The 18,629-nt window shown below is 69.0% G+C and carries 16 protein-coding genes; 7 read left to right on the top strand and 9 right to left on the bottom strand.

From position 1 onward, the window contains the following. Window positions 1-4: 4 nt before the first annotated feature. On the top strand, window positions 5-1,258 hold the full coding sequence (locus tag BS329_RS19690; RefSeq protein WP_076162678.1) for a glycosyltransferase family 4 protein: 1,254 nt from the start codon (window positions 5-7) through the stop codon (window positions 1,256-1,258). A gap of 207 nt (window positions 1,259-1,465) precedes the next feature. Here BS329_RS19690 and BS329_RS45190 read toward each other — a convergent pair whose 3' ends face one another. The 3 genes from BS329_RS45190 to aceA form a co-directional block, all read right to left on the bottom strand. Then, entirely contained in the window at window positions 1,466-1,597 is a 132-nt protein-coding gene (locus tag BS329_RS45190; protein WP_279628166.1) for a hypothetical protein, read from the bottom strand. Window positions 1,598-1,961: 364 nt separating this feature from the next. Then, a complete protein-coding gene (aceB, locus tag BS329_RS19685) occupies window positions 1,962-3,566 on the bottom strand; it encodes a malate synthase A (RefSeq protein WP_076162677.1) in 1,605 nt (534 codons plus the stop codon). A gap of 99 nt (window positions 3,567-3,665) precedes the next feature. Continuing rightward, entirely contained in the window at window positions 3,666-4,952 is a 1,287-nt protein-coding gene (gene aceA / locus BS329_RS19680; protein WP_076162676.1) for an isocitrate lyase, read from the bottom strand. Window positions 4,953-5,180: 228 nt separating this feature from the next. Between aceA and BS329_RS19675 the strand changes: the two genes are divergently transcribed. Both BS329_RS19675 and BS329_RS19670 read left to right on the top strand, forming a co-directional pair. After that, window positions 5,181-6,617: a short-chain fatty acyl-CoA regulator family protein gene (locus BS329_RS19675; protein ID WP_076162675.1), complete on the top strand. Its 1,437-nt coding sequence runs from the start codon at window positions 5,181-5,183 to the stop codon at window positions 6,615-6,617. Window positions 6,618-6,695: 78 nt separating this feature from the next. Continuing rightward, window positions 6,696-7,451, top strand: coding sequence for an SDR family oxidoreductase (locus BS329_RS19670; RefSeq protein ID WP_076162674.1), 756 nt, complete (start codon window positions 6,696-6,698; stop codon window positions 7,449-7,451). 96 nt (window positions 7,452-7,547) lie between these two features. On the opposite strand, the gene ilvA is transcribed toward BS329_RS19670, so the two are convergent. After that, a complete protein-coding gene (gene ilvA / locus BS329_RS19665; RefSeq protein WP_076162673.1) occupies window positions 7,548-8,804 on the bottom strand; it encodes a threonine ammonia-lyase IlvA in 1,257 nt (418 codons plus the stop codon). 94 nt (window positions 8,805-8,898) lie between these two features. Between ilvA and BS329_RS19660 the strand changes: the two genes are divergently transcribed. Continuing rightward, a complete protein-coding gene (locus tag BS329_RS19660; protein ID WP_143253115.1) occupies window positions 8,899-9,465 on the top strand; it encodes an NADAR family protein in 567 nt (188 codons plus the stop codon). A 136-nt stretch (window positions 9,466-9,601) separates the two neighbouring features. On the opposite strand, the gene BS329_RS19655 is transcribed toward BS329_RS19660, so the two are convergent. Further along, entirely contained in the window at window positions 9,602-10,360 is a 759-nt protein-coding gene (locus tag BS329_RS19655; RefSeq protein WP_037304713.1) for an acyltransferase, read from the bottom strand. A gap of 53 nt (window positions 10,361-10,413) precedes the next feature. On the opposite strand from BS329_RS19655, the gene BS329_RS19650 reads away from it, so the two are divergent. Further along, window positions 10,414-11,373, top strand: a complete 960-nt coding sequence (locus tag BS329_RS19650; protein WP_076162672.1) for a nucleoside hydrolase — start codon at window positions 10,414-10,416, stop codon at window positions 11,371-11,373. Beyond that, window positions 11,373-12,497 (top strand): C40 family peptidase, encoded by a 1,125-nt coding sequence (locus BS329_RS19645; RefSeq protein ID WP_076162671.1) that lies wholly within the window; start codon window positions 11,373-11,375, stop codon window positions 12,495-12,497. Before BS329_RS19650 ends, BS329_RS19645 begins: the two co-directional genes overlap by 1 nt. Window positions 12,498-12,546: 49 nt before the next feature. Here BS329_RS19645 and BS329_RS19640 read toward each other — a convergent pair whose 3' ends face one another. Continuing rightward, the gene (locus BS329_RS19640; RefSeq protein ID WP_084749945.1) at window positions 12,547-13,455 is read right to left on the bottom strand and encodes an NAD(P)-dependent oxidoreductase; all 909 of its coding nucleotides are present in this window, start codon (window positions 13,453-13,455) and stop codon (window positions 12,547-12,549) included. Between the two features lie 64 nt (window positions 13,456-13,519). On the opposite strand from BS329_RS19640, the gene BS329_RS19635 reads away from it, so the two are divergent. After that, window positions 13,520-13,930, top strand: coding sequence for a MerR family transcriptional regulator (locus BS329_RS19635; RefSeq protein WP_076162670.1), 411 nt, complete (start codon window positions 13,520-13,522; stop codon window positions 13,928-13,930). A 312-nt stretch (window positions 13,931-14,242) separates the two neighbouring features. Here BS329_RS19635 and rox read toward each other — a convergent pair whose 3' ends face one another. From rox to BS329_RS19615, 3 genes are all read right to left on the bottom strand, one after another. After that, window positions 14,243-15,667: a rifampin monooxygenase gene (rox, locus tag BS329_RS19625; RefSeq protein WP_208619235.1), complete on the bottom strand. Its 1,425-nt coding sequence runs from the start codon at window positions 15,665-15,667 to the stop codon at window positions 14,243-14,245. A gap of 434 nt (window positions 15,668-16,101) precedes the next feature. Beyond that, window positions 16,102-17,223: an FAD-dependent oxidoreductase gene (locus BS329_RS19620; protein WP_076162667.1), complete on the bottom strand. Its 1,122-nt coding sequence runs from the start codon at window positions 17,221-17,223 to the stop codon at window positions 16,102-16,104. Window positions 17,224-17,325: 102 nt separating this feature from the next. Then, entirely contained in the window at window positions 17,326-18,618 is a 1,293-nt protein-coding gene (locus BS329_RS19615) for a carboxylesterase/lipase family protein (RefSeq protein ID WP_076162666.1), read from the bottom strand. Window positions 18,619-18,629: the final 11 nt, after the last annotated feature.

Below are 18,629 nucleotides of genomic sequence, written 5' to 3'. Positions count from 1 at the left end.
ACCCATGCGCGTGCTGATGTTGTCGTGGGAGTACCCACCCGTGGTCGTCGGCGGACTCGCACGGCACGTCCACGCACTGGCCAGGCACCTCGCCCGGCAGGGGCACGACGTGGTCGTCCTGTGCCGTCACACGGCGGGTACCGACGCCGAGACCCACCCGAGGACCGATCGCGTGGTCGAGGGCGTGCGGATCATCCGGGTCGCCGAGGACCCGATGCACGTGACCTTCGAACGCGACCTCGTCGCGTGGACACTGGCCATGGGGCACGCGATGGTCCGCGCCGCGACCGATCTGCTGCGCACCTGGCAGCCGGACGTCGTGCACGCGCACGACTGGCTGGTCACCCATCCCGCGATCGCGATCGCCGAGGCCGCGCGGGTACCGCTGGTCGGCACGATCCACGCCACCGAGGCCGGACGGCATTCCGGCTGGCTCTCGCATCCGCTGAACCAGCAGGTTCACTCGGTCGAATGGTGGCTCGCGAACCGCTCGGACGCGCTGATCACCTGTTCGCAGGCCATGCGCCGCGAGGTGTCGCATCTGTTCGAGGTGGACGGTGACGCGGTCACCGTGATCCACAACGGCATCGAGGAACGCACCTGGCAGGTGCCCGCGGAAGAGGTCGCGCACGCCCGCGAGGCCTACAGCCCCTCCGGCGCGCCGCTGCTGCTGTACTTCGGACGGCTGGAATGGGAGAAGGGCGTGCAGGACCTGCTCGCCGCGCTCCCCCGGATCCGCCGCGCCAAACCGGGGACCAGGCTGGTCGTCGCGGGCAAGGGCAGGCATCTGGAGGAACTGGTCGACCAGGCGCGGAAGCTGCGCGTGCGCCGCGCGGTGGACTTCGTCGGGCACCTGTCCGACCGCGAACTGCGCGCGGTCCTGGCCGCGGCCGACGCCGTCGTACTGCCCAGCCGCTACGAACCGTTCGGGATCGTCGCGCTCGAAGCGGCCGCCGCGAAGGCACCGCTCGTGGCTTCGACCGCCGGCGGGCTCGGCGAAGTCGTCGTCGACGGCGAGACCGGCCTGGCGTTCAGCCCCGGCGACGTCGACGCCCTCGGGAATGCCGTCGAAGCGGTACTGGACGACGAGGTCGCCGCGGCGAGACGGGCGCTGACCGCGCAATCGCGGCTGGCCGCGGACTTCGACTGGGGGCGGATCGCGGAGGCGACCGTCGCGGTCTACCGGCGGGCCCGCGTCGGTGAGCCGGGGGAACTGGGGCGCCCGAAGATCGCGACAGGCAACGCTTTCGAGGTGTGAGCCCGCGCGTTCAGGGCTCGGGTTTTCGTGTCGCGAAAGCCACTTTCGCGACGTCTGATGTCCCGAAAGTGGCTTTCGCGACCTGAGCAGTGCGGGAAGCGAGGGCGGACGGGGGATCCGGGATGTCGGGGTTCCCGGATCCCCCGTCCACGAGCGGTCGCGGGTCGCGAGGGGCGCGACCCCCGTGGCTGCTCTGGGTGAGAAAGATCAGAAGTGGCAGGGCCGGACACACTCCGGCTGCACCGAGACCGCGACCGAAGCGGACAGGGCCGGTGCGGCGAGGGCGACCGCGAGGACGGCGAAAGCTGTGGCCAAGACCCTTCTCAACTGCTTCTTCATGGTGGCTCCTCGGGAATTCGGGCGGAGAGTGCACCCGGGGCCGAGCATCCGCGCGAGCCGCCGCGGAAACAACAGGGGTTTCTGTGGGTACCCCTACCTATTCGCGTTCCGTGACCGATTCGTCCCTCTGCCCCAAGTCCCAAACCGTGAACGTCGCGGAGGCCCCGCCCACGGCGGTGTGGGGGGTGAGCGGGGCCTCCGCGACAGCGCACGCACGCCCGACAGCGCTACCGGAAGGGGGCGCGCGCGTGAATCGGGTCCGGTGGCGGGGAGCCTCCGCCACCGGACCCCATGGGCCACACCGTCCCAAACCGGTGTGGAACCCGGCCGCCCCGCGTCAGGTAGGGGCGGCCGGAGCCTCGAGTCAGTGCGTGGTCAGGTACCGCGCGTACGCGCCGGTGGTGAGGAAGCTCGGGAGCTTTTCGCCCAGCGCGGTCTCGGTGAAGATCTCGTAGGCGTCGCCGAGACGGTTGCCCTCGCCGAGTTCGGCCCGCACCGAAGCCAGCTCTTCGTCCAAATAGGACACGGCGAGTTCGCGGGTGAGCGCGGTGCCGTCTTCGAGTTTCGTACCGTTGCGGATCCACTGCCAGATCTGGCAGCGCGCGATCTCGGCGGTGGCGGCGTCCTCCATCAGGTTGTGGATCGCCGCCGCGCCGGTGCCGCGCAGCCAGGCGTCGATGTAGCGCAGCGCGACATTGATGTTGGCGCGGACACCGGCTTCGGTGACCTCGCCGCCCGCGCTGGCGACGTCGAGCAGGTCCTCGGCGGTGACGTCGACGTCCTCACGAAGCTTGCCGAGCTGGTTCGGCCAGCCGCCGAGCACACTGTCGAACACCTCGCGGCAGACCGGGACGAGGCCGGGATGCGCGACCCACGAGCCGTCGAAACCGTCGTTCGCCTCGCGTTCCTTGTCCTGGCGGACCTTTTCCAGCGCGGTCGCGTTGATCTCCGGGTCCTTGCTCGGGATGAACGCGGCCATGCCGCCGATGGCGTGCGCCCCGCGCTTGTGGCAGGTGCGCACCAGCAGTTCGGTGTAGGACCGCATGAACGGGACGGTCATCGTCACCTGCGCGCGGTCCGGCAGCACGAAGTCCGCGCCGTGCGAGGAGAAGTTCTTGATGACGCTGAAGATGTAGTCCCAGCGCCCGGCGTTCAGCCCGGCGATGTGCTCGCGCAGTTCGTAGAGGATCTCCTCCATCTCGAACGCGGCGGTGATCGTCTCGATCAGCACGGTGGCCCGGATGGTGCCACGCGGGATACCCAGTTCTCGTTGCGCCAGCAGGAAAACGTCGTTCCACAGCCGCGCTTCGAGGTGGTTTTCGAGCTTCGGCAGGTAGAAGTAGGGGCCGCTGCCGCGGGCCAGCAGCTGGCGCGCGTTGTGGAAGAAGTACAGGCCGAAGTCGACCAGGCTCGCCGAAACCGGGCGGCCGTCGATGCGGATGTGCTTCTCCACCAGGTGCCAGCCACGCGGGCGGGCGACGATCGTCGCGGGTTCGTCGCCGATCGTGTAGCGCTTGCCCGCCTCGGTGGTGAAGTCGATGTTGCGGCGGATCGCGTCGACCAGGTTGAGCTGGCCGTCGATGACGTTGTGCCAGGTCGGCGAGGTCGCGTCCTCGAAGTCGGCGAGCCAGACCTTGGCGCCGGAGTTGAGCGCGTTGACCGTCATCTTGCGGTCGGTCGGGCCGGTGATCTCGACGCGGCGGTCTTCGAGACCGGGTGCGGCCGGGGCGACCGACCAGCTGCTGTCGTCGCGGATCGAGCGCGTCTCGGGCAGGAAGCCCAGCGGCTCCTCGCCGGACTGGAGCTTCTCGCGGCGCAGGCGGCGCGCGTCGAGCAGTTCTCGGCGGCGACCGGCGAACGCGTTGTCCAGTTTGGCCACGAAGTCCAGCGCGGCCGGGGTGAGGATCTCGTCGAACCGGTCACCGGCGGGTCCGCAGACGTCGGTCCGGTAGTTCAGCTTCTCAACCATGGTGTGCCTCCGCTGGGCTTCGCGAGAGATAGAAGGGAAAGGCGGTGGCGGTCTCTCGGGGGGTCGAAAGACCGCCACCTGGCACCTACTTGCGAGGGATCAGAACTGCTCGGCCTCGGTGGAACCGGCGAGCGCGGTGGTCGAGCTGGTCGGGTTCAGCGCCGTCGCGACGTTGTCGAACCAGCCGGTGCCGACCTCGCGCTGATGCTTCGTGGCGGTGTAACCGCGGTCCTCCGAAGCGAACTCCCGCTCCTGAAGGTCGACGTAGGCGGTCATGCCCTCACGGGCGTAACCGTGCGCCAGGTCGAACATCGAGTAGTTCAGGGCGTGGAAACCGGCCAGGGTGATGAACTGGAACTTGTAGCCCATGTGGCCGAGTTCGCGCTGGAACTTCGCGATCGTCGCGTCGTCCAGGTGCTTCTTCCAGTTGAACGACGGCGAGCAGTTGTAGGCGAGCATCTGGTCCGGGTACTTCGCCTTGATGGCCTCGGCGAACTGGCGGGCGACCTCGAGGTCCGGCTTGGAGGTCTCCATCCACAGCAGGTCGGCGTACTCGGCGTAGGCGAGACCGCGGTCGATGCAGGGGTCGATGCCGTTGGTGACGTTGTAGAAGCCCTCGGCGGTGCGCTCGCCGGTGACGTACTTGCGGTCACGCTCGTCGACGTCGCTGGTGATCAGCGTGGCGGCCTGGGCGTCGGTGCGGGCGACGATCAGCGACGGCACGTTCAGCACGTCCGCGGCGAGGCGGGCGGCGTTCAGCGTGCGCTCGTGCTGCTTGGTCGGGATCAGCACCTTGCCGCCGAGGTGGCCACACTTCTTCTCGGACGCGAGCTGGTCCTCCCAGTGCACACCCGCGGCACCGGCGGCGATCATGCCCTTCATCAGCTCGAACGCGTTGAGCGGGCCACCGAAGCCTGCCTCGGCGTCGGCGACGATCGGGGCGTACCAGTCGATGTCGGTGTTGCCCTCGGCCCAGTTGATCTGGTCGGCACGGCCCAGCGCGTTGTTGATGCGGCGGACGACGGCCGGCACCGAGTTGGCCGGGTAGAGGCTCTGGTCCGGGTAGGTCTGGCCGGAGAGGTTCGCGTCGGCGGCGACCTGCCAGCCCGAGAGGTAGATGGCCTTGAGGCCGGCGCGGACCTGCTGCACCGCCTGGTTACCGGTCAGGGCGCCCAGCGAGTGGACGTAGTCCTCGTTGTGCAGGAGGTCCCACAGCTTCTCGGCGCCGCGGCGAGCGAGCGTGTGCTCCTCGACCACGCTGCCGCGGAGCTTGACCACGTCAGCCGCGGAGTACGACCGCTTCACGCCCGCCCAGCGGGGGTCGGTCTCCCACTGCTTGGCCAGTTCGGCGGCCGCCTGCTCCAGCTGCTGCGCGTGCTGAGTCATCGGATTCTCCCGGTGTTGCGAAGTTTGCGAGTGATCGCCTTTCCTGACCTGACCCTGACATGACCGGGGAAATCCGATCCAGGCCTCCAATTTGCCAATTTCTGCGAATCTTCCGTAGCATCTTGCAAAGGTTGCGAATCGCAGGTTCGCAAGCAGGACGAAAAACCACGGGCTTGACCGTTCACTGAATCGTTCAGGCCCGGAAACCTTGCGGACAGAGAGGCCTCAGTGGACAAAACCTTCGCCGGAGCGAAGCTGCGGCATCTGCGCGAAAGCCGGTCGATGAGCCAAGCGGATCTCGCTCGTGTGCTGGAGATCTCACCCAGTTACCTCAACCAGATCGAGCACAACTCGCGTCCGCTGACCGTCCCGGTGCTCCTGCGCATCACGCAAGCGTTCGGAGTGGACACCGAGTTCTTCGCGAACAACGACACCGCGAGGCTGGTGGCAGATGTGAAGGAGGTGCTGCTCGACGAGGTGGTCGGCGGCAGTGGCTTGACCGCCACCACAAGCGAGCTGAACGACCTCGCCACGAACCTGCCGACGATCGCCCAGGCCCTGGTCAAACTGCATCGCAGCTACCGCAACTCGGTCGAGAACACCGCCGCGCTGACCACCGAGAACGGGCTGGGCATGCACGGCAGCGCGGCAGGCTCGTTGCCGCACGAAGAGGTCCGCGACTTCTTCTACGAGCGGGAGAACTACGTCGCCGAACTGGACGAACGCGCCGAACGGATGGCGCACGACATCCCGCTGCGACGCGGCCACGTGCTCGCCGCGCTGAAGGAAACCCTGACCCAGCGCTACGGCGTCGACGTCACCAGCGACGGCATCGACGAAGCGGCCGGTGAGCAGCACCGGTACGAACCGGGGCCGCGGGTGTTGCGGCTGGCGCCGAGCCTGCGTGTCGGACAGCAGGCGTTCCGGATGGCTTCGCAGATCGCGCTGCTCGACTACGACGACCTGATCACCGAACTCGCCGATTCGTGGGCGTTCTCCGGACCCGCCGCGCGTTCGCTGGCCCGCGTCGGCCTCGCGAACTACTTCGCGGGTGCCCTGATCCTCCCCTATGGACCGTTCCTGTCCACCGCGGAACGCTTCCGCTACGACATCGAGCGGCTGTGCGACCACTTCGGCGTCGGCTTCGAGACCGTCTGCCACCGGCTCTCGACGTTGCAGCGGCCGAAGAACCGCGGTGTGCCGTTCTCGTTCGTGCGGGTCGACCGGGCGGGGAACATGTCGAAACGCCAGTCCGCGGCCGGTTTCCACTTCTCCCGCGTCGGCGGCGCCTGTCCATTGTGGAACATCTACGAGGCGTTCACGCAGCCGGGCAAGATCCTCACCCAGATCGCCACCCTTCCCGACGGCAAGAGTTACTTCTGGGTCGCGCGGACGGTGTCCCGCAACATCGGTGGCTACGGCAGCCCTGGCAAGACGTTCACCGTCGGTCTCGGCTGCGAATTGCGGCACGCGAAACGGCTGATCTATTCGACCGGCCTCGACCTCGACGACCGTGCCGCGGCCACCCCGATCGGCATGGGTTGCAAAGTCTGCGAACGCCCGGCCTGCCCGCAGCGCGCCTTCCCGACGATCGGCAAGCAGCTGACCGTGGACGAGAACACCAGCACCTTCGTCCCGTACCCGGCGGTGCCCAAGGCTCCTTGAGCGGTCTTGATCTCCCTGGCAGGGTTGCCGACGAGGGCCGCCGCCGGTGACGGCGGCCACCACACCGGGGAGAACCGAATGATCTTGGTGACCGGGGCAGGCGGGAACGTCGGCTCGGAACTGACCGGAATCCTCACCCGCGACGGGCATCCCGTCCGGGCGCTGGTCCGCACACCGCGGCCGCTGCCCGACGGCGTCGAAGGGGTGGCGGGCGACCTCAACGAGCCGGCCAGCCTGAAGCCCGCGCTGGCCGGGGTCCGGGCGGTCTTCCTGCTCGGCGGCTACGACGACCTGCCGGGCGCGCTCGCGGTGATGCGGGACGAGGGCGTCGAGCAGGTCACGCTGCTGTCGTCGCGGTCGGTCGTCGGCGGGCATTCCGGCAACGCCGTCGCGGGCATGCACAGGGCGGCCGAGGCGTCGGTGCGCGCGTCGGAGCTGGCCTGGACGTTCCTGCGGGCGAGTGGGTTCATGTCGAACACGCTGCGCTGGATTCCGGGGCTTCGCGCGGGCGATGTCGTCCGGGAACCCTTCGCGGAAGTGCCGGTGGCGACGATCGATCCGTACGACATCGCGGCCGTCGCGGCGGAATCCCTGACCACGCCGGGTCACGAAGGGCGGGCGTACGCGCTCACCGGTCCGGAGGCGCTCCTGCCCGCTGACAGGCTGCGCGTCCTGGGCGAACTCCTGGGCCGCGACCTGCGGCTGGAGCCGCTACCGGACACCGAAGGCGAGTTCGACGACTCCGAGGTGACCTCCACCGTTCAGGACCTCACCGGCCAGGCACCGCGCCCGTTCGCCACCTGGGCCCGGACCCACCTCGCCGCCTTCCGCTAGTCCCACTCTCTCCGCGTTTCGTCCTCTAGTTGCGGTAGTTGCGCGTGCAACTACCGCAACTAGAGGACGAAACGCGGCGTCACACGCCAGGCGGCGTCACACCAGGAAGTGGAAGAGCGGGCTGCCGGGTTCGACACGCTCCACCTGGAGGGGGCTCACGTCCAGCCGGTGCAGCAGGCCCTCCAGGTCGCCGGGCCGCGCGAGTTCGATGCCGATCAGCGCCGGGCCGGTCTCCCGGCTGTTGCGCTTCACGTACTCGAACCGCGTGATGTCGTCGTCCGGTCCGAGGACCTCGTCGAGGAACCGCCGCAGCGCGCCGGGCTCCTGCGGGAACCCCACCAGGAAGTAGTGCCTCAGTCCCTCGTGGATCAGGGACCGTTCGAGCACTTCGCCGTAGCGGCTGACGTCGTTGTTGCCGCCGGAGACGACGCACACCACGATCTGGCCGGGGTCGATCTTCACCGTCGTGCCCAAGGCCGCGGTCGCGAGCGCGCCCGCGGGTTCGGCGATCACGCCGTCGGACTGGTACATCGCGAGCATTTCCGTGCAGATCGCGCCCTCGGCGACGTCGGTGAGTTCGACGCCGCCGTCGCGGACCAGCGGATACGTCACCGAACCCGCCAGCGCGACCGCCGCACCGTCGACGAAGGTGTCGACGGCTTCGAGCCGCACCGGCTCGCCTGCCGCCAGCGCGGCGGCCATACAGGTCGCGCCAGCCGGTTCGACCCCGACGATCCGCATCTCCGGCGCGCGTTCCGCGGCCCACGCGGCGATCCCCGCGAGCAGGCCGCCCCCGCCGACCGGCACCACCATGACGTCCGGGATGAACCCGAGTTGCGCGACGACCTCCATCGCGACCGTGCCCTGTCCGGCGACCGTCTCCGGCGCGTCGAAGGCGGGGACCAGCGTCGCGCCGGTGCTCTCCGCGTCCTGCTTCGCGGCGGTGAAGGCGTCTTCGTAGGTCTCGCCGACGACGATGACCTCGATATGCGAGCCGCCCAGTGTCGCGATCCGTTCGCGCTTCTGCCGGGGAGTCGTACCGGGCACGTAGACCCGGCCGTTCGCGCCGAGACGACGGCACGCGTACGCGACACCCTGGGCGTGGTTGCCCGCGCTCGCGCAGACGACGCCGCGTTCCCGGTGCTCCGCGTCGAGCTGGACGATGAAGTTGTAGGCACCGCGGATCTTGTACGAGCGCACGGTCTGGAGGTCTTCGCGTTTGAGCCAGACCCGGGCGTCGACCCGCGCCGAGAGCCGCTCGTTCGGTTCGAGCGGCGTGCGGGTCACCACCCCGGCCAGTCGTTTCGCGGCCTCTTCGACCGTTCGGGCGCTCACCGTTTCGATCCCTTGCACGAATGCTGAATGTACTGACCACCCCGGGCCACGGCGGAGAGTGGTCCAGTGGCCAGTGCGCAGGATGTCGGTGGGCTGTGGTCCACTGGTCGCCATGGTGAGCAAGGTCGACGGAGTCCGGAGTCTCGATGCGTTGCGCGAGCTGGTCCACAGTGGCGCGGTGGCCGAGTACCAGCTCTTCTACGGCCACACCCCGCTCAAGAGCGGCCGGATCAACGCGGCCTGCCTGAGCCAGTGGTGGCACGCGCCGTTCGTCGCGGGCGGCGATCGGTACCCGACGGCCGAGCACTACATGATGGCGAGCAAGGCCGAACTGTTCGGCGATCTCGAGGCCGCGGAGGCCATCCGTCAGGCGCCGGATCCCAAGACCGCCAAGATCCTGGGCCGCGAGGTCTCCGGTTTCGACGCCGATCTGTGGGAGCGGCACCGCTTCGACATCGTCGTCGACGGGAACCTGGAGAAGTTCCGCCAGCACGCCGAACTGCTCGAGTTCCTGCTGAGCACCGGCGACAAGGTGATCGTCGAAGCGTCGAGGATGGACCTGATCTGGGGCAGCGGCGTGGCCCGCGACGACAAGAACGCCACCCGCCCCGACTACTGGCGCGGGCAGAACCTCCTGGGCTTCGCGCTCATGGAGGTCCGGGAACAGCTCCGCGGCTAGTTGTCCGCCCAATCACGCGAGTCGTCCGTCTGATCACGAATGCTGTCCGTCTGAGCACGGCCGGTGCGGTGGTACAAAACGGACGACACGCGTGATCAGACGGACAACACGCGTGATCGGACGGACGACACGCGGGTCAGGAGTCGACGCCCAGGGTCTTTTGCAGTGCCTTGTTCGCCTTACGCGCCATGTCCGCGACAGCCTCGCGACGCGCGGCGTCGGCGGCGTAGTCGTCCTGCCGGTTCCGCACCACGCGAGCCGGGGAGCCGACGGCGATCGAGTAGTCCGGGATGTCGCCCCGCACCACGGCGTGCGCGCCGAGGACGCAGCCGCGGCCGACCCGCGTGCCCTTGAGCACGGAGACCTTGGTGCCGATCCAGGTGTCCGGCCCGATCCGCACCGGCGACTTCACGATGCCCTGATCCTTGATCGGGACGGTGATGTCGGTGGTGACGTGGTCGAAGTCGCAGATGTACACCCAGTCCGCGACGAGGGTGGCCGCGCCGAGTTCGATGTCGAGGTAGCCGTTGAGCACGTTCTGGCGCCCGAACACGGCTTTGTCACCGATGCGCAGCGAACCCTCGTGGCAGCGGATCGCGTTGCCGTCACCGATGTGCACCCAGCGGCCGATTTCCAGCCGCCCGTAGCCGGGACGGCAGTGGATCTCGACGTCCTTGCCGAGGAACACCATGCCGCGCAGGATGATGTGCGGATGCGCGATCCGGAACTTCAGCAGCCGCCAGTACCGGACCAGGTACCAAGGCGTGTACGCGCGGTTTCGCAGCACCCAGCGCAGCGAATCCGCCGTCAGGAACTTCGCCTGCCTCGGGTCGCGGCGGGCCTGGCCCCAAGCGCGGAGCCTCGACAGTGCGGGCGCACCCCACATGGACGTCATACCGGTGACCGTAACCTGTGATCAGGCCGTCGACCGCAAAGGGGAGCACGCGCATGGGCACCAAGCTGATCATTGACACGGACCCGGGGGTCGACGACGCCTTCGCGCTGGCCCTGGCCGCGCGATCCGACGACGTCGACCTGCTGGGCGTGACGACGGTGTTCGGCAACGTCCCGCTGAGCCACACCACCGACAACGCCCGGCGCCTGCTGCGGCTCTTCGGCCGTGACGACGTGCCCGTCGCGGCCGGCGCGGCGCGTCCGCTGGTGTACGACAACGCCAAGCCCGCCGGGTTCGTCCACGGTCAAGACGGCCTGTCCGGCCACGCCGGAACGCTGCCGGAGGCGACGCGGCCGCTCGACGACCGCGGTGCCGTCCGCCTGCTGGTGGATCTGCTGGAAGCCGCCGACGAACCGGTGACCATCGCCCCGATCGGCCCGCTCACGAACATCGCGCTGCTGCTCGCGGCGCATCCGGGGATCCGCGAGAAGATCGGCCGCGTCGTCATCATGGGCGGCGGCGTGACCAAGGGGAACTCCACCACGGCCGCCGAGTTCAACGTCTGGAGCGACCCCGAGGCCGCGCGCCGGGTACTGGTCGACGAAGACATCCCGACGGTCCTGGTCCCGCTGGACATCACGCATCAGTGCACGGTCGACACCGGCTGGCTCGGCAAGCTGGCCGCGTCCGGCCCACTCGGCGCGGCACTCGAAGCGTTCACGCCCACCTACGTCGAGCACTACACCCCGATCCTCGGGTTCCCCGGAATGGTCATGCACGACGCGGTCGCGGTGGCCGAGGCGATCCGGCCGGGCACCCTCGACACCGAGTCGTACCCGGTGGACGTCGAGTGCGGCTTCGGCCCCGCGCGCGGGGCGACACTCGTAGACCGGCGAAGGCTGCGAAGTACCGATCCGCAAGCCGTGCCGGGCCGGACCATCGACGTCGCGCTGACCACCGACGTCGACGCCTTCCGCGACTTCGTGCTCGGCCGCATCGTCGGGGGGCTCTGATGGAAGAGAAGACTTCCCGCCGCCGCAGACTGCCGGTGATCATCGCCGCCGTCGTCGTCGCCGGTGCCGCCTTGGTCGCCGCCATCACGTTCGCCCCGAAGGACGAGCCGAAGACGGAAGCCGCCGCCGTCCAGTCGTCGGTGCCGCCCGCTCCGCCGACGTCGTCCGTGCCCGCGGAAGTCCCCAAGGAGCAGCCGAAGGTCCCGCAGCAGCAGGGACAGGAGTTCGACGCCTGGGTGTCGAAGACCAGCGGCTGGCTCGACATCCCGCTGCGGGCGATGACCGGCTACGCGAAGACCACCGTGGCGATGGGCAAGGAAGCGCCGGGTTGCCGTCTGTCGTGGGTGACACTGGCGGCGCTCGGGAAGATCGCCTCGGATCACGGCCGTGCCAAGGGTTCGAGCCTCGGCGACGCCGGGGTGATGACCGTGCCGCTCGGGACGGTCGAGGTCCGCGACTTCTACAACAAGGTCGTCTCGGTCCCGAACGCGAGCGGCCCGTTGCAGCTTTCGCCGTCGGCCTGGAACCAGTTCCAGGCCTCGGCGAGCGGCGGCAAGCCGGATCCGCAGAACATCGATGACGCCACCCTCACCGCCGCACGCGCGTTGTGCGCGGGCGGCCGCGACCTCGGCCAGGGCCAGACGTGGTGGAACGCGGTGAGCACCCTGCAACCGGCACCGATGATGATGCACCGCACGCTCGCCACCGTGAACGTCTACGGCACGGTCGGCCAGAACCCGCAGCCGCCGAACTCGGCGGCGCTGAGCGCGGTCAACTTCGCCATCGACAAGATCGGTCTCCCCTACGTCTGGGGCGGCAACGGCACCGGCGGTGGCGACCCCGGTTTCGACTGCTCCGGCCTGACGACGGCCGCGTACGCCAGCGCGGGCGTCCGGCTCAACCGCACCGCCCACACGCAGTACCACAGCGTGAACAAGGTGACCGATCCCCAGCTGGGCGACCTGATCTTCTACGGCGAGCCGAACACGAAGATCCACCACGTCGGGCTCTACATCGGGAACCAGCAGATGATCGACGCCCCGCAGACCGGGCAGGCGGTGCAGGTGCACACCTACCGGAAGCAGGGCGACGACTACGCCGGGGCAGGGCGCCCGACGGCCTGACTCCAAGAGCACGCGGTCTGGAACGACTTCGCCCGTCTGGGCAAGGGAATCACGAAGCCTGCGTCGCCTTCTTGAAGATCTCGAACACGGCCAGGTAGTTCTTTCCGCTGTAGCCCTCGGCGATCGCCCGTTCGGCGATCTCCTTCATCAGTCGCGGCTGGTCGGAGTGGACGCCTTGTTCCACGCATGCCCGGGTGATGTGCTCCAGCGCGTTCAGGTTCATTTCCATCGTGCCGAGGTCGCCGGGGTAGTTGCCCTTGTCCAGGTCGGGCGCCTGCTCGGCCAGGGTCGAGTCCACCACCGATGGCATGAACCAGCCCAGCGCGAGTTCGGCGAACTCGACCGCCGAGACGTTCGCCGAGCCGACCAGCGCGGTGGCGTGCAGGAAGCCGTTCATGGTCGCGTACATCATGTCGAGCAGTGCCGCGTTGTACAGCACCGCCAGGCCGGGGTCGGAGCCGAGGAACCGCGGGTCCCCCATGCTCGCCAGCGCCACCCCGGCCTTGTCGAAGACATCCCGCGAACCGCTGTACAGGAAGACGGACTCGGGGTGCCCGACGAGCGGCGGCGGCACCATGATCGCACCGTCGAGGTACTCCGCCCCACGCTCGGCCGCCCAGTCGAGCGCGCCGCGCGCCTCGGTCGGCGTGCCGGAGTTGAGGTTCACCAGGACGCGGCCTTTCAGGGCGTCACCGGCCGAGTCGAAGATCCCGAAGGTGGTCTCGTAGTCCTTGAGGCAGATGATCGTGACAGGGCTCGCGGACACCGCGTCGGCGACGGTCGCCGCGAGGCTGGCGCCCTTGGTGACGAGATCCTCGGCTCTGCCTGGAGTGCGGTTCCACACCGTCAAAGGGTGCCCCTGCTTCAGAAGCGCCTCGGCGAGGGCCGTGCCCATGGGGCCGAGGCCGATGACGGTGACGGGGTTGCTGTGCGGGCTGGTGATTTGCGGTGTCTCCATGAGCGAGACGTTAGAGTCTCACATCGATGTGAGAGTCAACTCGGAGAGGTGTGGTAATCGGCACGTGCGTATCGGAGCTTTGTCCCAGCGGACCGGGGTCAGCGTCCGGCTGTTGCGCTACTACGAGGAGCAGGGCCTGCTGACGCCGTACCGTCGCCCCAGCGGATATCGCGAGTACCACGAAGAGGATGTGCGTACCGTTCGGCACATCCGCACGCTGCTGGCCGCCGGCCTCAATACCCACACGATCGCCGAGTTGCTGCCCTGCATGGTCGACGAAGGCCAGGGGTTGGCCCCGGCTTGCCCCGACATGCTTCCCGACCTGTACCGCGAACGTGAACGGATCGACAGCGCGGTGGCCGATCTCGCGGCCGCGCGCGCCGTGTTGGACACCATCATCGCGGCCACGCCGCCGCACGACAGCGTCGAGCCGGACGCCTGCCTCGCGATGACGACCGGTGCCACGCCATCGTGACGGGCGGCTGAGCAGCGGTTAGCGGCCGAATTCGAGAGCGAAACCGGCACTCGGCTACCACGGAGAGCCAGCGGCGGATGCGGAGCAGTTCCTGGGGCCGGTCCAGCGGAATGATGTGGCCGCAATCCTGGACGACGTGACCGGCGAGGTCGTCGGCGACGCCCAAGCCGATTCCGCGGGGTGAGGCCGAAAGGCTCCGGCAAAGTCGCACAACTGACGTGAGTGGCGTTTCGGCTCGCTCGGAACTCGCGGTCCGTGAAGGACTCCTTGAGGGACCCAGAGTCCTTCACGGACTTGGAACACTTGCCGGGATCAGCCGAACCAGCGCGCGAGGTGCTCGTCCAGGTCCCGCTGGTCGTCACCGATCCAGGCGACGTGGCCGTCAGGACGAAGCAGGACGCACGGGACGTCCAGCCCCGCGGTGGGATCCGCGACGTGATCGACCCGATCCGACCAGCCGCCGGTGGTCAGGCGTTCGGTGCGGTCCAGCAGCAGACCGCGGCCGTGGCGCAGCAAGTCGTAGAGCCTGCCTTGTTTCACGTCGATGTCGCGCAGGCGGCGGCCGAGCAGGTCGGGACCTTCGCCGAAGTCGTACCGGATGTCGATGGCGGTGATCTTCTCGATCAGGTAGCGGTTCACCTCGGTGAAGTCCATCAACTCGGTGAGCAGCCTGCGCACGGCCCGCGGGCCCGGTTCGGGGGACGAAAGCTCCATCTGGGCGCGGGTGTTGTCCAGTACGTCCGCGGCGACGGGATGGCGTTCGGCCTGGTAGGTGTCCAGCAGTGTTTCCGGGGCCCAGCCACGGATCCGGGCGGCCAGTTTCCAGCCGAGGTTGAAGGCGTCCTGCACGCCGAGGTTGAGGCCCTGTCCCCCGGTGGGTGGATGGATGTGCGCCGCGTCGCCCGCCAGCAGCACCCGCCCGACCCGATAACTTTCAGCCAGCCGGGTGGCGTCCCCGAAGCGGGACAACCAGCGCGGGGAATGCACACCGAAATCGGTTCCGGCGATGGCACGCAGCTCTTGTTCGAAATCTCCGAGGGTGGGCGATTCCGCGCGATCACTGACTCCTGATGCGGGAACGACGACGCTGTAGACCTTTTCGCCGACGGGCCGGAGCCAGAATGATTTATGGATCCCGCCGAGTTCGGCCATCTTGGCGGCGATCTCCTCCCGCGACGCCTTCACTTCCATCTCGCCCATGAGCGTCTCGGTCCGTGAGGGCTCGCCGGGGAAGCCGACGCCGAGCAGTTTGCGCACCGTACTGCGTGCGCCGTCGCAGCCGACGAGATAGCGCGTCCGCAGCTGTTCGCCGTCGGCCAGCTCGACGGTCACCCCGTCGTCGTCCTGCTCGAAACCAGCCACCGCGCGACCGCGCCGGACCTCCGCGCCCAGCTGGATCGCGTGCTCTTCGAGAAGGCGGACGATGACCGGCTGCGGGATGCCCAGCAGGTAGGCGTGCGCGGAATCCAGGCCCTCGGGCGCGGGTTTGGCGATGGCGGCGAAGAAACCGGCCGCCGGACGCTGTCTTCCGTGTTCACGAACGCGTTCCAGCAGCCCGCGCATCGCCAGCAGTTCGAGGCTGCGGATGTGCAGCCCGACTATGCGGGCGAACGAGACGGGCTCGGTTTCCTTCTCCAGTACGAGTACGCGCACATCGTGCAGCCGCAGTTCGGCGGCCAGCGTCGCGCCTGCCGGCCCGCAGCCGGCGATGATCACGTCGAAATTCGGTGAATCCACAGGTGTGCCTTTCGGGAGTGCCTTGATGGCGCTCCCGGCGACACCTCGGTCAGCCGCCCTGCCGTGACAAAACGGGGAGCACCCACAGCGATACAGCGTTCATGGGTCTCACCTCCTCGGGCGGTGTCACGGTCCACCGCAAGGTACAAGGACGGGCCTCCTCCGTCCACTCCTTTCCGGCGGAAAGGAGTGGACGTCGGGTCAGACCCACCTCTGGTCGCTGTGCAGGTGGCAGTCCCAGAGCACCAACTTGTCGTGGGATTACTGGCCGCGTTGCGGATGGGGCGGCTGTCGACGGCGCTCCGCCGGGAGCGTGACACCGATCGTCAACGCCAGCGCCTCTATCGTTCGGGAATTCCACGCATGAAGGCCATCGTCACCGGATCACCGCCCTTGAGGACCCGCCGACCGGGCAGCACAAAGGGCGGCTCCGCTCACTCGGCGTCGAACAAGGCGGCCAGCCGCGGAGGGACGTCGTCGCCGAACAGAGTCTCGAGAAGGAATTCCTCGTCGACGGGGGTTTCCCAGCGGGTGAACATGGCCTGCTCGTATTCGGTGAGGGCTGCCTCGACGTCGCCGGGGTGCGCGGCGAGGGCCTTGCCGAGTTCCGCGCCGTCCAGCATGGCGAGGTTGGCGCCTTCGCCGTTCGGCGCCCCGAGGTGGGCGGCGTCGCCGACGAGGGTCGTCCCCGGCACCCGGCCCCACCGGCCGGCAGGCAGGGCGAAGAAGGGCCGGTGGATCGGCGCGACGTCGCTTTCGGTGATCAGCGCGGTGAGTTCCGGGGCCCAGCCGTCGAACTCGCGCGCGATCCGCGCGGTGGCCGCGGCGGTGTCGGTGAAGTCGATGGCCGCGAACCAGTCCAGCGGTTCGGTGACCTCCGTGTAGGTGTGCAGGGTGCCGCCCCGTTCGCGGTGCGCGTTGATGCTCCTGCCTGGCGTGGACCCGTTCCCGAACATCGATCCGCCGCCGACCGCCTTCGCCGCGGCGGCGTGCCGGGTGTCGGCGTCGTACAGGTAGGTCTCGACAATGGACGCGCCGGTGTATTCGGGAGTGGCGGCGGTGAGCAGCGGCCGGATCCGCGACCACGCGCCGTCAGCGCCGACCAGGAGATCGGCGACGACGGTGGCGCCGTCCGCGAACGTCACCTCGTGGCGCCCGTCGTCGAGTGTCCTGGCGTCGACGGCCCTGCGGCCCCACTGGACGGTGCCGTCCGGGAGCGAGTCGAGCAACATCTGCCGCAGCTCACCACGGTAGACCTCGGGACGGCCACCCGTGCCGTCGTCGCCCTTCTCGAACAGAACGGTCCCGTCCCGGTAGAGGACCCGCAGCGCCTGATGGCCCTCCAGGACGAGGCCGCGGAACTCCTCCATCAATCCGGCCGCCTCGACGGCGAGCTGGCCGTTGTAGTCGTGGATGTCGAGCAGCCCGCCCTGCGCCCGCGCCATCGGCGACTCCTCCCCTTCGTAGACCGTGGACGGGATCCCGTTGACGTGCAGGACGCGGGCGAGAGTGAGGCCGCCGAGCCCGGCGCCGATGATCGAGACAGTGGTGTTCATGGTGACTCCTCGGAAGTTCGCGACTGGAATGACATTCCAGAGACTGTCCCGAGCCACTGGCAGCCGGCGCACACGGCGCTGGCACCGGCCTGACACGCCCTGTCAGCCGAGGAACTCGATCTCGTCGTACCCGGCCCAACCAGGGTCGCCGGTTTTGGCGAACGCGATCCACGCGCCGTGCACCCTGGTCGCGAGACCGTCCGGGGCGGGGCTGGGTCCGAGCAGGCCGGTGTCCCCGTGCAGCCACGGCTCGTCGGCGACGTCGAAAACGAACGGCAGCTCGACGGTGTGCGCGGCGCCGAGCCACCCGTCCCGCGCCGTCGACCGGTGCCCGAACGAATAGACGTGGGTGCGGCCGCCCGAGATCCGCGCGTGGGCCCGCGCCAGGCGCGCGGTACCGGCCTCGAACAGGGTTTTCCCGAGCACTTCGGCTTCTTCTTTCGTTGCGGTGTAAAGGTTTCCTTCCTCGGTGTTGGTGCCGATGAGCAGCTCGACGTCGCCCGCCGGACCGTCGGCGAGAGCGTCGGCCGGCTGGACCGGGAGCACCAGGCTGAACGGGCTCAGCCCGGCCAGCGGGTCCGTCGCGGTCTCCGTCCGGAGATCGAGGGCTGCCAGCGCGGGCAGGATCTCCAGGAACCGCTCGTCCGGGATCGCGCCGAACGCCTCGGCGGTCGGGTCCACGCCCAGCGCGGACGCCGCCGCGACGGTGACCCGGCGTGCCTGCTCCCGGGTGAAGGCTCCGGTCCCGTTGCCGCTCTGGACGATCGCCCGCCGGAACAGTCCCTTGGCCTTGGGCGCCGCCAGCAGTGCTCCGGTGAGCGTGGCGCCCGCGGACTGCCCGAAGACGGTGACGTTGCCCGGGTCTCCCCCGAACGCCGCGATCGTCTCGCGTACCCAGCCGAGCGCGGCGAGTACGTCGAGCAGCCCCCGGTTGGCAGGCGCGCCGTCCAGGTCGAGGAAGCCGGGGACGCCGAGGCGGTAGTTCACCGTCACCAGGACGACGCCGTCGCGGGCGAACGCCCTTCCGTCGTAGAGCGCGGCGCGGGTCGAGCCGGTGACGAATCCGCCACCGTGCACGAAGACCATGACGGGGCGCCTGCCGTCGTCCGCGGCGGGCGTGCGGACGTCGACGGTCAGGTATTCCTCGCCCCGGACCCAGCCCGGTCCGAAGTACGGCGTCATGTCGAGACCGCCGAAGTCGCGGACCGGCTGAGGAGCCGTCGGCGACGGCTGGGTCCCGTCGCGGACGCCCGACCAGCCCGGACGCGGTTCGGGGTGGGCGAAGCGCCCGGCACCGATCGGGGCCGCCGCGTACGGGATCGCGCGGTAAAGCTCACCGAAGGAGTCGCGGAGGCCGCGTACGGCGCCCGCCGGGATTTCTACTCGTGGAGACACGGAAACTCCAT

Origin of the sequence: Amycolatopsis coloradensis (genome assembly GCF_001953865.1) — a bacterium.
Taxonomy (GTDB): Bacteria; Actinomycetota; Actinomycetes; order Mycobacteriales; family Pseudonocardiaceae; genus Amycolatopsis; species Amycolatopsis coloradensis.
This window is presented reverse-complemented; position numbering and strand designations above follow the sequence as displayed.

Bases quoted from the DNA above. Each gene is read 5' to 3' on its own strand.
- BS329_RS19655 (WP_037304713.1), bottom strand. From the start codon at position 10,360: ATGACGTCCATGTGGGGTGCGCCCGCACTGTCGAGGCTCCGCGCTTGG.
- aceA (WP_076162676.1), bottom strand. From the start codon at position 4,952: ATGACTCAGCACGCGCAGCAGCTGGAGCAGGCGGCCGCCGAACTGGCC.
- BS329_RS19645 (WP_076162671.1), top strand. From the start codon at position 11,373: ATGGAAGAGAAGACTTCCCGCCGCCGCAGACTGCCGGTGATCATCGCC.
- BS329_RS19690 (WP_076162678.1), top strand. From the start codon at position 5: ATGCGCGTGCTGATGTTGTCGTGGGAGTACCCACCCGTGGTCGTCGGC.
- BS329_RS19660 (WP_143253115.1), top strand. From the start codon at position 8,899: ATGGTGAGCAAGGTCGACGGAGTCCGGAGTCTCGATGCGTTGCGCGAG.
- aceB (WP_076162677.1), bottom strand. From the start codon at position 3,566: ATGGTTGAGAAGCTGAACTACCGGACCGACGTCTGCGGACCCGCCGGT.
- BS329_RS19620 (WP_076162667.1), bottom strand. From the start codon at position 17,223: ATGAACACCACTGTCTCGATCATCGGCGCCGGGCTCGGCGGCCTCACT.
- BS329_RS45190 (WP_279628166.1), bottom strand. From the start codon at position 1,597: ATGAAGAAGCAGTTGAGAAGGGTCTTGGCCACAGCTTTCGCCGTCCTC.
- BS329_RS19670 (WP_076162674.1), top strand. From the start codon at position 6,696: ATGATCTTGGTGACCGGGGCAGGCGGGAACGTCGGCTCGGAACTGACC.
- BS329_RS19650 (WP_076162672.1), top strand. From the start codon at position 10,414: ATGGGCACCAAGCTGATCATTGACACGGACCCGGGGGTCGACGACGCC.
- BS329_RS19640 (WP_084749945.1), bottom strand. From the start codon at position 13,455: ATGGAGACACCGCAAATCACCAGCCCGCACAGCAACCCCGTCACCGTC.